At 74.6% G+C, this 13,976-nt stretch carries 9 protein-coding genes; 5 read left to right on the plus strand and 4 right to left on the minus strand.

The window, feature by feature from the left end:
- The first annotated feature begins 59 nt into the window (after positions 1-59).
- On the plus strand, positions 60-998 hold the full coding sequence (locus ABZY13_RS20215) for an aminoglycoside phosphotransferase family protein (protein WP_356632564.1): 939 nt from the start codon (positions 60-62) through the stop codon (positions 996-998).
- Between the two features lie 45 nt (positions 999-1,043).
- On the opposite strand, the gene treZ is transcribed toward ABZY13_RS20215, so the two are convergent.
- Complete coding sequence (treZ, locus tag ABZY13_RS20220; RefSeq protein WP_356632566.1) at positions 1,044-2,789, minus strand: malto-oligosyltrehalose trehalohydrolase; 1,746 nt, start codon at positions 2,787-2,789, stop codon at positions 1,044-1,046.
- Between the two features lie 193 nt (positions 2,790-2,982).
- Here treZ and ABZY13_RS20225 point away from each other — a divergent pair, with 193 nt between their 5' ends.
- A complete protein-coding gene (locus tag ABZY13_RS20225) occupies positions 2,983-3,543 on the plus strand; it encodes a DUF1707 and FHA domain-containing protein (protein WP_356632568.1) in 561 nt (186 codons plus the stop codon).
- Positions 3,544-4,050: 507 nt separating this feature from the next.
- Here ABZY13_RS20225 and ABZY13_RS20230 read toward each other — a convergent pair.
- The 3 genes from ABZY13_RS20230 to glgX form a co-directional block, all read right to left on the minus strand.
- A complete protein-coding gene (locus tag ABZY13_RS20230) occupies positions 4,051-5,301 on the minus strand; it encodes a M14 family zinc carboxypeptidase (protein ID WP_356632570.1) in 1,251 nt (416 codons plus the stop codon).
- 77 nt (positions 5,302-5,378) lie between these two features.
- Positions 5,379-7,727 (minus strand): malto-oligosyltrehalose synthase, encoded by a 2,349-nt coding sequence (treY, locus tag ABZY13_RS20235; RefSeq protein ID WP_356632572.1) that lies wholly within the window; start codon positions 7,725-7,727, stop codon positions 5,379-5,381.
- Positions 7,728-7,914: 187 nt separating this feature from the next.
- On the minus strand, positions 7,915-10,032 hold the full coding sequence (glgX, locus tag ABZY13_RS20240) for a glycogen debranching protein GlgX (protein WP_356632574.1): 2,118 nt from the start codon (positions 10,030-10,032) through the stop codon (positions 7,915-7,917).
- A gap of 286 nt (positions 10,033-10,318) precedes the next feature.
- On the opposite strand from glgX, the gene ABZY13_RS20245 reads away from it, so the two are divergent.
- The 3 genes from ABZY13_RS20245 (at position 10,319) to ABZY13_RS20255 (ending at position 13,930) form a co-directional block, all read left to right on the plus strand.
- Positions 10,319-11,563, plus strand: a complete 1,245-nt coding sequence (locus tag ABZY13_RS20245; protein WP_356632576.1) for an SAV2148 family HEPN domain-containing protein — start codon at positions 10,319-10,321, stop codon at positions 11,561-11,563.
- A gap of 119 nt (positions 11,564-11,682) precedes the next feature.
- On the plus strand, positions 11,683-12,438 hold the full coding sequence (locus ABZY13_RS20250; RefSeq protein ID WP_356632578.1) for a 3'-5' exonuclease: 756 nt from the start codon (positions 11,683-11,685) through the stop codon (positions 12,436-12,438).
- A gap of 175 nt (positions 12,439-12,613) precedes the next feature.
- The gene (locus ABZY13_RS20255) at positions 12,614-13,930 is read left to right on the plus strand and encodes an MFS transporter (RefSeq protein ID WP_356632580.1); all 1,317 of its coding nucleotides are present in this window, start codon (positions 12,614-12,616) and stop codon (positions 13,928-13,930) included.
- The last annotated feature ends 46 nt before the right edge of the window (positions 13,931-13,976 follow it).

A 13,976-nucleotide genomic window follows, 5' to 3' on the forward strand; every position in this document is an offset into this window, starting at 1 on the left:
CCAGGAGGCCCGCGGCAGCCCCGCCGCACCACTAAGACCCGAGTGACGACGATCCGATCATGACCCAGGCACCGACACCCACCGCGGAGACCGTCCGCCGACTGGTCCGCTCCCTGCTCAAGGAGGGCGCGGCGGACTCGGCGGGCCCCGAGGTCCGCCCCGTCGCGGACGACGGCGGCCACGCCGCCTGGTGGGTCGGCTCCCGCCATGTGCTGCGCCTCGCCCACGACCGCGAGGCCGCCGTCCGCCGCCGCCGCGAGCTGCGGCTGCGCGACCTGGTCCGCGCGCACGTCCCCGTCACCGTGCCGGTCAGCGTGGCCCACGGGGACTGGGCGCCCGGCCTGGGCTACACCCTCGACACCCGCGTCCCCGGGGCCTCGGCGGCCGAGCACGACGTGTCCGCCCTCGGCGAGGCCGACCTGGCCGGACTGCTCACCGGGCTGCGCGAGGTCCCCGCCCGGCAGGCCGAGGCGCTCGGCGTGCCCCGGGTCGCCGCGCGCTCCCTGGAGGCCCTGCGCCGGGCCGCCGGACGGGCCGCGCAACGCCTGGCCGCCGCCGACGAGTTCGACGCGGCGCGGCTCCAGCAGCTCGCCGCGCCGGCCGCGGCCCAGCTCGCCGCCCAGCCCGGCGCGGCCGTCCTCGTCCATCACGCGCTCACCGCCGAGCACCTCGTGGTCAGCGCCGACGGCCGGGTGCGCGGCGTGCTCGGCTGGGCCGACGCCGTCCTCGGCGACCCGGCCGAGGACATCGCGGGCCTCGCCCAGGCCGTCGGCTCCCCGGCCGCCGTCCGCGCCGCCACCCTCGCCGGCTACGCGGCCCGCCCGTGCCTGCGCGGCCTGTGGCTGGCCCGCTGCGACAGCGTCGTCGCCCTGGCCGAGGCCCTGGAAGCCCCGGTCCCCGCCGACCTGCCGCGACTGCGCCGCAGGCTGCGGAACGCCTGGGAGCCGATCCTCCTGGAACGGGTCACGGAGCTGCGCGAGGACGACGACGCGCAGTGACACCCGGCAAGGGCGGGGGCGCGCGCCCCCGCGCCCCCGGACCCCCTACGGCTGCGCCACCACCACGCACGACCGGCCGGGCACCCGCAGCACCCCGTCACCGTCCGGGCCCGCCACCGGCTCCCACGCCGCCAGCACCTCCACCGGCCGCGCCCCCAGCGGGACTTCCGCCTCCGACAGCCCGAAGTTCACGACCACGCACACGTCACCGCGCCGGAAGGCCAGCCACCGTGCCTCCTCGTCGTACGCCACCTTGATGTCCGAGAGGTCCGGGTCCGTCAGGTCGGGCTGCTCCCGGCGCAGCGCGACGAGCCGCCGGTACCAGTCCAGCAGGCGCGCGTGCGGCTCGCGCTCCGGCTCCGACCAGTCCAGGCACGACCGCTCCCGCGTCGCCGGGTCCTGCGGGTCGGGCACGTCCTCCTCCGCCCAGCCGTGCGCCGCGAACTCCCGCCGCCTGCCCCGCCGTACGGCCTCCGCCAGCTCCGGGTCGGTGTGGTCGGTGAAGAACTGCCACGGCGTGCCCGCGCCCCACTCCTCGCCCATGAACAGCATCGGCGTGAACGGCCCGGTCAGCGTCAGCGCGGCGGCACAGGCCAGCAGACCGGGGGAGACCAGGGCCGAAAGCCGGTCCCCCTGCGCCCGGTTGCCGATCTGGTCGTGGGTCTGGCTGTAGCCGAGCAGCCGGTGCGCGGCCACCCGCGAGCGGTCCAGCGGGCGTCCGTGCGCGCGCTCCCGGAAGCTGGAGTACGTGCCGTCGTGGAAGAAGCCGCCCGTCAGCGTCTTGGCGAGCGCCCGCAGCGGGGCGCGCGCGAAGTCCGCGTAGTAGCCCTGGGACTCGCCGGTCAGCGCCGTGTGCAGGGCGTGGTGGAGGTCGTCGTTCCACTGCGCGTGCACCCCGAGGCCGCCCTCCTCGCGGGCGGTGATCAGCCGCGGGTCGTTGAGGTCGGACTCGGCGACCAGGAACAGCGGGCGCCCGGTCTCGGCGGCGAGTTCGTCCACGGCCGCCGACAGCTCCTCCAGGAAGTGCAGGGCGCGCGTGTCGACCAGCGCGTGCACCGCGTCCAGCCGCAGCCCGTCGATCCGGTAGTCCCGCAGCCACGCCAGCGCGCTGCCGATCAGGAACGCCCGCACCTCGTCGGAGCCGGGCGCGTCCAGGTTGACGGCGACGCCCCAGGGGGTGTGGTGCCGGTCGGTGAAGTACGGGCCGAACGCGGGCAGGTAGTTCCCGGACGGACCGAGGTGGTTGTGCACCACGTCCAGCACCACGCCGAGCCCCAGCTCGTGCGCCCGGTCCACGAAACGCATGAGGGCCGCGGGGCCGCCGTACGGCTCGTGCACCGCCCACAGCGACACCCCCTCGTACCCCCAGCCGTGCCGTCCCGGGAACGGGCACAGCGGCATCAACTCGACGTGCGTCACTCCCAGTTCCACGAGGTGGTCGAGCCGCTCGGCCGCCGCGTCCAGGGTGCCCTCGCGGGTGTACGTGCCCACGTGCAGCTCGTAGAGGACCGCCCCCGGCAACGGACGTCCCGCCCAGTCGGCGCGCCAGGCGTGCCCGGCGTGGTCGACGACCGCGCTCAGCCCGTCCGGGCCGTCCGGCTGCCGGCGCGAGCGGGGGTCGGGCAGCACCGGCCCGTCGTCCACCGCGAAGCCGTACCGGCTGCCGTCGCCGGCCGGCGCCTGCCCGGTCCACCACCCCGGGCGCGCCGGATCGCGCTCCATCGCGCTCGTGACGCCGTCGCACTGGAGGGTCATGCGCTCGGCCTGCGGTGCCCACACCTCGAACTGCACGGACGGTTCCCCTTCGTCGCTCCACCGGGACACGGCCGGACGGCTTGCCGCCCGGCCGGACCATCGTCGTTCCCACACGATCAATGCGCTTGTGAATACCCCCTTTTGCGTCCGCTGTCGCCCGGTACGCGCGCGTGGCGGCCGATTCCCCGATTTCTGGACACCCGGCGTTCACTGACCGACAATCACCGGTGTGACGTCGTCCTTCGAGTTCCCGGTGCACCCCGCGCGGCTGTCCGACGCGGAGCGCGACAAGGCGCTGAAGGCGCTGCGCGACGGCGTCGCCATGGGGCGGCTGTCCCACGACACGTTCGTCCGGCGCATGGAACTGGCGCTCGCCGCCCGCCGGTCCGACGAACTGGCCCTCCTCACCGCCGACCTGCCCACCGAGTCGCGCGCCTCGCGGCTGGTGCTCGGCGCCGTGGGGGCGGTGGCGGCCGTGTCGGGCTTCGGCGAACGGGTGCGGCGCGCCTGGCGGGCCGAGCGGCTGCCCAAGCTGCTGCTGCCGCATCCGGCGGACGACCACCCGCTGCGCATAGGCCGCGACCCCGGCAACGGCCTGCGACTCGCCCACGAGACCGTCTCCCGCGTGCACGCCGAGCTGAGCCGCCGGGGCGGGGCATGGGTGCTGCGCGACCTCGGCTCGACCAACGGCACCACGGTCAACGGACGACGGGTCGTCGGCGCCGTCGTGGTGTGCGAGGGCGACCAGGTCGGCTTCGGGCAGGTCACGTACCGGCTGGCGGTGGCCTGAGCCGTTCGGGGGCCGGGGCGGGGTTCCGGACGGGCTCGCCGCGGAGCCGTTGACGCACGCCGGCGCCGCGTGACCGGCCGGACGGAGACCATCTGCACATGGACGGGCCGACCGGCACGAGGCGGGCCGACGGCGCCGCGGAGGCGTTGCCCCGCGGTCCCTCCCGCGCTGCCCCCGACCGTGGAGGAGCCGGGCCGCGGGCCGTCGCCGCCCGCGCGGCGTCCGGGTGCGTCCGGGTGCGTCCGGGCCGCCCACGGGCGAGCCGGTGGGCGGCGCCGTCGTGCGCCCGCCTCGGCCGGCCGGGTCGTCGTCCTCGCCGCGTGTCGTCCGCCGCCTGCGCGGCGTCCGGTTGTGCGTGGTCGCGTGTCCCGCGCGGGCGTGTCCCGCGCGGGCGCGTCCCGCGGCTGCCGCCCGCCGGCGGGACACGGCAGCCGCCGGGCCCGGTGCGGCCGGGCCGTCCACCGGGGAGCCGGTGGGCGGCGCCGCCGTGCGTCCGCGCCGGCCGGCTCAGGCCGACCGCTCCCGCGCGTGCAGCGCCGCCGCCACGACCGTACGGGACTGGTGTTCGATCTGGTGTTCCAGCGGGACCCAGCGCGCCCGGAAGCGCTCGGCGAAGGAGTCGCTCCACTCGGCGACGAGGCGCTCCAGGCGGGGCGCCGCGCGGTCGTCGGTCTCACGCAGGACGCGCAGCAGCATCGCCGCCGCCCGCAGCGGCAGCCGGCGCGCGAACGCGTCCACGCTGCCGACGTAGGCCATCGTGTCGTCGGCGGGCGGCGTGTCCCGCCAGTCCGCGGCCAGGCCCGGCGCCAGCTCCAGCACCCACCGCGCCGCCCGCAGCAGCGGACCGTCGGCGCCCTCCAGGCGCGGCAGGGCGTCGCGGAGCACCCGGTCCACCTCCCGGGCGTCCCGCACCAGCCGGGCCGCCAGACGCCGCATCGCCTCGGCCGGCGCCGGATGCGGAGCCACGTCGTCCACCAGGTCGCTCGCCCACATCGGCACCTCCACGACCGCCGTCAGACCGCCGTACCGGTGCGCGTGGTACCAGGTGCTGTGCCGCGCGTCGTCCGGCAGGCTCGGGTACGGCAGCCGTGAGCCCGGCGCGGGCATCACGTGCACGCCGGGACCCGACACGGGCCAGCCCGCGGCGTCCGAGGCGCCCGTCTCCACCGGGATGTGCAGCTCCGCCGCCGACTTGGCGAACGGCTCGGCCAGGCCCGGGATGTCCTCGGTCAGCTGCACCCAGCTGCCGCCCAGGTCGGTGCCGTGCAGGGTCACCTGGAGGTACGGGCGCAGTTCGTCGATGACGCCGGTCAGCGCCCGGGTCTCGGGCGGCAGCCGGTCCGGCGGGAGCACGGCCGGGGACCACTCCGGCTGCTCGGGGCCGGCGGGCCGGAAGAAGCCGCGGTGGTAGTCGAGCAGGCTGCGCGGCGCGGGTGTGACGTGCAGGCTCGCCCCGTCCGGGTCCGCGCACAGCAGGAAGTGCCAGGACGTGCCGTCCCGCAGCGGCCGCTCCTCCAGCACCCGCTCGGCGAGCGCGAGGAGGGTCGGGCCGCCGGCGGGCTCGTTGGCGTGGGCGCCCGCGACGACCAGCACCGCGCGCCGCGCGCGGCCCACGGACAGCAGGTGCAGGGGCCGTCCCGCTCGGGAGCGGCCGATCTGCCGCAGCGCGCACAGGGCGGGCTGCCGCGCGGCGAGCGCCCTGGCCGACGAGACCAGTTCCGGCACCGTGGGATAGCGCAGCTCCGCCAGCAGACTCACCCCCGTCGCGTTCCGCCCGGCCCTCGCACCCGCAGTACCCCACGGCTTCGCACCGCTGTCAACGCGGAAGCCCCGGTTCAGCCCGTCCGTTCCAGAAGTGAAACCGGCAGCCGCGCGAAAAGCTCCGCCACGCGCACCTCACCGGCGAACTCCCGCTCCCGGTCCAGTACGTCGGTCCACCGCCCCGGCGGCAGCGCCAGCCGCGCGTCCCGCCAGCCGCCCGCCCGCGCCAGCCGCAGCGACCAGCGCGTGACCGCGGTGACGACCTCGCCCGAGCGCGTGAACGCCACGCAGTGCCCCGCCGACGCGCCCTCCGCCGCCAGCGGGGCGTACGTCGCCGCGTCGCCGAACACCTCGGGCCGCCGCCGGCGCAGCCGCAGCGCCGCCGCGGTCACCGCCCCCTTGTCGCCGGGGGCCTCGGGCGGGTACCGCACGGGCCGCCGGTTGTCCGGGTCGACCAGCGCCCGGTACTCGGCCTCCGTGCCCTGGTACAGGTCGGGCACGCCCGGCATCGTCAGATGGACCAGCGCCGTGCCGAGCACGTTGGCGGCGATGTGCGGGGCCAGCTCCTCGCGCAGCGCGGCCACGTGCGCCGCCGGCGGCCCGCAGGGACCGTCCGCCACGAACGCCGTCACGGCGTCCTCGTACGGCGGCTCCTGCTCGGTCCAGCTCGTGTACAGGCCCGCCTCGCGCACATGCTTGAGCAGCGCCTGCTCCACCCGCCCGGGCTCCGCGGGTCCGAGCCCGAACACCGTCTGCCAGGCCGCCCACGCCAGCTGCGGGTCGGGCACGCCCTCGCCGGTGCGGGTGACCTCCGCCAGCACGTCCGCCCACCGCTGCGGGCACTCGGTGAGCACGGCCAGGGCGGCGCGCACGTCGGCGCTGCGCTTGGTGTCGTGGGTGGACACGACGGTCCCGGTGCCGGGCCAGTCGCGCTGCACGCGCGCGCAGTAGGCGTGGAAGTCCTCCACCGGGACGGCGGGCGCGCCGGGGTTCCCACCGACCTCGGTCGCCGACAGCAGCGGCACGTAGCGGTAGAACGCGGTGTCCTCGACGGACTTGGCGCGCAGCGCGGACGCGGTCTGCGCGAACCGGGTGCGGAACTCCGTGTGGTCCGGCCCGTCGCCGTACCGCCCGGCGAGCAGTCCGCGCACGACGTCGACCGCGCCGGCCTCCTCGGGCACGACGAAGGCCGCCCGGGCCTCGGCCGCGGCCTCCTCGGTGACGAGCCGCGCCGCGTCCTGCGCGGTGTAGGGGCGGTAGACCTCCATCCGGACGAGCAGCTCGCGCAGGGCGGTGCGCAGCGCCCAGGGGGCCCGGTCGCGCAGCGCGGGATCGGGAGCGGCGAGGCACAGCCGGTGCGCGACCCGCGTCAGCCGGTCCGTCTCGGCGGCCAGCTCGTGCTCCAGCACCCGGTACGCCGCCCGCCGCACCGTCGCCTCCCACTGCCCGCCCCGGTCCGTCTGCGGTGCCGCGAAACGCCGGTACTGGCCGAGGAGTTCCCCGGCGCCCGCGGGGTCCGTGAACAGCCCGTCGACGTGGCGCAGGGCGTCGTAGCCGGTGGTGCCCGCGACGGGCCAGGAGGCGGGCAGGCGCTCCCCGTCGGCGAGGATCTTCTCCACGACCGTCCAGCGGCCCCCGGTGGCCTCGTCCAGCCGCTGCAGGTACGTGGTCGGGTCGGCGAGTCCGTCGGGGTGGTCGACGCGCAGGCCGTCGATCACCCCGTCGTGCAGCAGCTGGAGAATCTTGCCGTGGGTGGCCTCGAACACCTCCGGGTCCTCCACGCGGACCCCGATCAGCTCCGAGATGCTGAAGAAGCGGCGGTAGTTCAGCTCGGTGCGGGCCAGCCGCCACCACACCGGGCGGTACCACTGGGCGTCCAGCAGCTGCGGCAGCGGCTGATCCTCGGTGCCCTCCCGCAGCGGGAAGGCGTGGTCGTGGTAGCGCAGGACGTCGCCGTCGACCTCCAGCTGGTCCAGCACCTCCCCGAGCGGCCCGCCGAGCACCGGCAGCAGCAGCTGCCCGCCCTGGGCCTCCCAGTCGACGTCGAACCACCGCGCGTACGGCGACTTCGGGCCCTCCCGCAGCACCTCCCACAGGGCCGGATTGTGCCGGGGCGCCATCGCCATGTGGTTGGGCACGATGTCCAGCACCAGCCCCAGACCGTGCTCCCGCGCGGTGGCGGACAGGGCGCGCAGCCCTTCCTCGCCGCCGAGTTCCGCGCGCACGCGCGCGTGGTCGGTGACGTCGTAGCCGTGCAGGGAACCCGGCACGGCCTCCAGGACGGGGGAGAGGTGCAGATGCGAGACGCCGAGCGAGGCCAGGTACGGCACGGCCGCCGCCGCGGCCCCGAAGGGGAACTCTGGCTGGAGCTGGAGCCGGTAGGTGGCCGTGGGCAGCACGGGGTGAGGACGCTCAGGTGTCATGTGAGGCTACGTACCCGCCCGGCCGCCTTTCCTGTCATCACACCCCCTTACGGGGTGACCGGCCGGGCTCCGGGACGACCGGACGGGGCGTGGACGACGTGAGGGGACGGGACGCGCACGAGGTGACCGGCCGGGGCGCATGCGGAGCGGTCGGCCGGGGCGCCGCGCACCCCGGCCGGCCGCCGCGTCAGACGGGCCGCTGAAGCACCGTCAGGCTGCGCTCGGGCAGGGTCAGCCGCTCCCCGCCCTGCACCTTCGGGCCCGTGCCCGGCGGAACGACGTCCGCGCGGGCGGTGTCGACGACCACCTGCCACTGCCGCCCGTGATCGGCCGGCACCAGGAAGTCCAGCGCCTTGTGGGTGGCGTTGAACATCAGCAGGAAGGAGTCGTCGGTGATGCGCTCCCCGCGCGGGCCGGGCTCGGAGATCGCGTTGCCGTTGAGGAACACCGACAGGGCGGACGCCCGCGCCGACTCCCAGTCCCGCTGGGTCATCTCCCGGCCCTCCGGGGTGAACCAGGCGATGTCCGACAGGTCGTCGTGCGTGCCTTCCACGGGCCGCCCGTGGAAGAAGCGCCGCCGCCGGAAGACGGGGTGGTCCCGGCGCAGCCACACCATCGCCCGGGTGAACTCCAGCAGCTCGTCCGCCGGCTGGCCGGGGTCCGGCCAGGGCACCCACGCCAGCTCGTTGTCCTGGCAGTAGGCGTTGTTGTTGCCGCGCTGGGTGCGGGCGAACTCGTCCCCGTGGCTGATCATCGGCACGCCCTGGGACAGCATCAGCGTGGCGATGAAGTTGCGCATCTGCCGGCGCCGCAGCTCCAGCACACCCGGATCGTCGGTGTCGCCCTCGACGCCGCAGTTCCAGGAGCGGTTGTGGCTCTCGCCGTCCCGGTTGTCCTCCCCGTTGGCCTCGTTGTGCTTGTCGTTGTACGCCACCAGGTCGTGCAGCGTGAACCCGTCGTGGCAGGTCACGAAGTTGATCGAGGCCAGCGGCCGGCGTCCGTCGTCCTGGTACAGGTCGGAGGAGCCGGTCAGCCGGGAGGCGAACTCCCCGACCGCGCGCGGCTCGCCCCGCCACAGGTCGCGCACGGTGTCGCGGTACTTGCCGTTCCACTCCGTCCACAGCGGCGGGAAGTTGCCCACCTGATAACCGCCCTCGCCCACGTCCCACGGCTCGGCGATCAGCTTCACCTGGGAGACGACCGGGTCCTGCTGCACCAGGTCGAAGAACGACGACAGCCGGTCCACCTCGTGGAACTGCCGCGCCAGCGTGGCCGCGAGGTCGAAGCGGAAGCCGTCGACGTGCATCTCGGTGACCCAGTACCGCAGCGAGTCCATGATCAGCTGGAGGACGTGCGGCGACCGCATCAGCAGCGAGTTGCCGGTCCCCGTGGTGTCCATGTAGTAGCGCGGGTCGTCCGCGAGGCGGTAGTAGGACGGGTTGTCCAGGCCCCGGAAGGACAGCGTCGGGCCCAGGTGGTTGCCCTCGGCGGTGTGGTTGTAGACCACGTCGAGGATGACCTCGATGCCCGCCTCGTGCAGCGCCCGCACCGCCGACTTGAACTCCAGCACCTGCTGCCCGCGGTCGCCCCAGGAGGCGTAGGCGTTGTGCGGGGCGAAGAAGCCGATCGTGTTGTAGCCCCAGTAGTTGTTGAGGCCCATGTCCACCAGACGGTGGTCGTTGACGAACTGGTGTACGGGCATCAGCTCCAGGGCCGTGACGCCGAGCTTCGTCAGATGCTCGATGACGGCCGGATGCGCGAGCGCCGCATAGGTGCCGCGCAGTTCCTCCGGCAGCTCCGGGTGGGTCATCGTCAGGCCCTTCACATGGGCCTCGTAGATCACCGTTTCGTGGTACTCGGTGCGGGGCGGCCGGTCGTCGCCCCAGTCGAAGTACGGGTTCACCACGACCGAGGTCATCGTGTGCGGGGCCGAGTCCAGGTCGTTGCGCTCGTCGGGCGAGCCGAAGGGGTAGCCGTACACCTCCTCACCCCAGTCGATGGAGCCGCTGATCGCACGCGCGTACGGATCGAGGAGCAGCTTCGCCGAATTGCAGCGCAGCCCGCGCTCCGGGGCGTACGGGCCGTGCACGCGGTAGCCGTACCGCTGTCCGGGCATGACGCCCGGCAGGTACGCGTGCCGCACGAACGCGTCGCTCTCGCGCAGCTCCACCGCGGTTTCCGAGCCGTCGTCGTGCAGCAGACACAGCTCTACTCGGTCGGCGGCCTCCGTGAAGACCGCGAAGTTCGTGCCGGCGCCGTCGTACGTCGCGCCGAGCGGATATGCCTCTCCAGGCCAGACCTGCATGGATACGACTCTCTCAGGTGTGCCGTGTCGGTGGGTGCGCCTTGGCTTCCGTCTGCCGCTTCGAGTCTGCCCAAAACTGAGGAAACCACCGCTGTGCCGCGCCCCGCGTGACGTCGCCGCCATGAATCCGCTCACTTCCTCCGCACCGGCGGACCGGAACGGTGCGCGCGAACGGGCAAGTTGGAAACGAGCCTGTGCATCCGGCTGCACCGCCCGCCGCTACCGGAGTAGGCTTCCTTGATCATTGACAAGGGGAGTGCTCGGGGGAGCGGAAGGCGGTGCGCGGGTGGGCTCGGGAGGCCTGGAGCTGCCCTCTGGTGACGACGGTCACGAGGGGAACGACTCCGCAGACGTCCCGCCCGGCACGGTGTCGTCCCTGGCCCGTCCGATGGAGACGCACTCCATCGGCCCGGAGCTCGACTGGGACGCCGACGCCTGGCACGAGGTCCGCACCCGCGCCCAGCGCGCAGGCCGCGCCTACATCTGGCTGAACCTGGTCGAGCAGCGGCTGCGCGCGGTCGTGGCCGCCGTGCTGCGCCCCATCTACGAACCCGTCCACGGCGACGACTGGGTGGTCGCAGCCGCCGGCCCGGCCGGCCAGGAGTGGGTGCAGCGCGCGGTCGCCGTACGCGAAGTCAGCCGCCGCAAGGGCTACTTGCTCGACCCGGCCGACGACAACGTCCTCAGCTTCCTCACCCTGCCCCAGCTGCGCGAGCTGATGGTGCAGCACTGGCCCTGCTTCGAGCCGTACGTGGACGAGCGCCGGGACGTCGAACTCGCCCTCGACGAACTGGAGGTCACCCGCAACGTCGTCTCGCGCAACCGGGCGCTGTCCGAGGCGGTGCTCGGCCAGGCCGAACGGGCCTCCGCGCGGCTGCTGGAGATCCTCGGCGCGGGCGGCGACGTGCCCTCCGCGCGCCGGCTGCCCGTGGACGCGGTCGAGGACCTGGTCGGCGACCGGTACGCGGACGTGGTGGCCGTCCACTCCGACCGGGTGCGGCTGCTGCGCCGGTTCCCGGCCGAGGACATCTTCGGCGGGGCCCGCCGGCTGGACGCGATCGGCATCGGCCTCAACCTGCTCGTGCAGAACTTCTCCGGACGCCGCCTGGTACGGCTCGCGGAGGCCGGCTGCCGGGTGCGGCTGCTGTTCCTCAACCCGGCCTCCGGCGCGGTGAAACGGCGCGAGCGCGAACTCGGGATCAAACGGGGCGAACTGAGCCGGGCCGTCGAGATGAACATCCTGCACATGCGCCGCGTGCGGGCCCGTCTGCGCGACCCCGGCGCCTTCGAGATCCAGGTCTACGACGAGACGCCGCGCTTCACCGCCTACCTGGTCGACGGCGACGGGGCCGACGGCGTGGCGGTCGTGCAGTCCTATCTGCGCCGGGCGCGGGGCATGGAGGCGCCCGTGCTGGTGCTGCGCAACGGCAGTCGGGTGCTCAAGTCGGGCGATGCGGAAGAAGGCGGGCTTTTCTCCACGTACCGCGAGGAGTTCGAGGTGGCGTGGGCTGATTCGCGTCCTGTGTCCTGAAATGGCGTCAGTGGGCGGGCGTGTCCGGGGGTTGAGCGGAACGCGATCCTCCGATTGTCAGTGGTGCGTGCGATCGTGGGAACCACTGGGGGAAAGCACCACAAGAAGGGGGACCGCCCATGGGCTGGAGCAGCGGGCCGCTGCTGGCCTTCGACCTGGAGACCACGGGCACCGATGTCGAGACCGACCGCATCGTCACGGCGGCGGTCGTGCGGCTGGATCCGGGCGGCGGCGTGGCTCAGGAGCGCACCTGGCTGCTCAATCCGGGGGTGGCGATACCGGAGCAGGCGTCGGCGATCCACGGCATCTCGACGGATCACGCCCGCGCGCGGGGAGCGTCGCCCGGCTCCGCGGTCGAGGAGATCGCGCGGGCCGTCGCCGAGGGCATGCGCTCGGGGATCCCGCTCGTGGTGATGAACGCCCGCTACGACCTGTCCCTGCTCGACCGTGAGTGCCGGCGGCACGGCGTCGCGTCGCTCAGCGAGCGGCTCGGCGACGGACCTCTGCCGGTCGTCGATCCGCTCGTGATCGACAAGCATGTGGACAAGTACCGGAAGGGCCGGCGGGCCCTGCACGCGCTGTGCGCCCACTACGGCGTGCCGCTCGACGACGCGCACGACGCGCGAGCCGATGCGGTGGCCGCCGCCCAGGTGGTGCGTCGCATGGCCGAGCGGCACCGGTCCGTGGCGGCCATGTCCCTGGAAGACCTCCACGACCTCCAGGTGCGCGCGGCGGCCGAGCAGTCGGCGTCCTTGCAGGCGTATCTGCGGCGTACCGCGGACCCGGCGGCCGTGGTCGAGTCGGCCTGGCCGCTCATCCCCAGAGCCGCGGGGGAGACGGACGCGGCGCACGCGGCCCCGGCGAAGACCGTCTGACCGGCCGCGGGGGAGCGGACCGTGGCCATGAGCGGCCACAGCCGGCGAGGGGAGCGCCTGCCCGGGACATAGGTATAGACCTTGCTGTCCGCAGGGCGGCATGGCCACCATGAGCGGTACCGGGCTCCGTGGGAGCCGTACCGAGCACTGGTGTTGGGGTGGGCACGTGGGACCCGTGGGGCGCGATGGCGCGGAGACCGAGCCGGGCGGCGCCGTGACCGAGAAGGCCGAGGCGGTGGGCCCGGCCGACCGGCCGACGGTGGACGGACGGCCGTTGTGGACGCGCAACTTCGCCCTCTACTTCGTGGCGCGCATCGCGTCGCTGCTCGGCGACGCGATGCTGCCCGTCACCCTGTCCGTGGCGATGCTGGCCCTCGGCTACGGGGTGAGCGCCGTGGGATACGCGCTCGGCGCCTGGATGGGGTCCTTCGCCCTGTTCGTGGTGTTCGGCGGCGTCCTCGCGGACCGCATCCATCCGCGGCCGGTGATGATCGGTGCGGACGCGGTGCGCTGCGCGCTCATCGGAGCGACCGCGCTCGCCTTCGCCGCCGGGCGCCCCGAACTGTGGTTCCTGATCGGCGTGACGGCGCTGGGCGGTCTGGCCACCGCGATGTTCCAGCCGGGCGTGAACGGCCTGGTCCCGCAGGTCGCCTCCGACGCGCAGCAGGCCAACGGGGTGCTGCGGGTGGCCCAGGGCGTCTCGACCATGGCCGGTCCCGCGCTCGCCGGGCTGCTCGCGGCGTTCTCGCCGGCGTGGGCGTTCGCGGTGGCCGCGGGCACGTTCGGGGCGAGCGGGCTGTGCCTGCTCGCGCTGCGGCTCGGGCCGTACACCGTCGACCGTTCGGCGTCGACTCTGGAGAACCTGCGGGTGGGCTGGCAGGAGTTCCGGTCCCGGTCCTGGCTGTGGGCCGTCATCCTCATCTGGTGGGTGCTCGGCGTGTTCGTCTGGGGCCCGGTCACGCCGCTCGGCGCGGCCTCGATCACCGGTGAGCACGGCAGCGCCGCCTTCGGTTACGCGGAGGGCGCGTTCGGCGCGGGCTGCGTGCTGGGCGGGCTGGCGGCGATCCGTGTCCGGCCCGCGCGGCCGCTGCTCGGCGGGGCCGTCGCGATGTTCCTCTTCCCGATGATGCCGCTGGCCGCGGGGCTCGCCCCGGACCTCGCGCTGTGGCCGGTGCTCCTCGGTTACGCGGTCGGCGGCATCGGCTGGGCGTTTTGGGGCGTGCAGTGGGCTACGACCGTGCAGACCCAGATCCCCGAGGACAAGCTCAACCGGATATCCGCGTACGAGATCGCGGGCTCGATCCTCGCCGTCCCGCTCGGGCAGGTCGTGGCCGGGCCGGCCAGCTCGGTCGTGGGCGTCCGGGAACTGCTGCTGCTCGCCGCCGTGATGAGCACCGGGTGCGCGGCGGCGCTGATCGCGACGGCTCCGGTCCGGCGGCTGCGGCGCACGGTCGCCGCGCCCGCGAGGGCGCAGTCGGCATCGCCCGTGTGACGCCGGTGCGGCTCGCCCCCGAGGTCCTTCGCAGGACGGCCGGCGG

The organism is Streptomyces sp. NPDC006610 (genome assembly GCF_040611575.1).
Classification (GTDB): domain Bacteria; phylum Actinomycetota; class Actinomycetes; order Streptomycetales; family Streptomycetaceae; genus Streptomyces.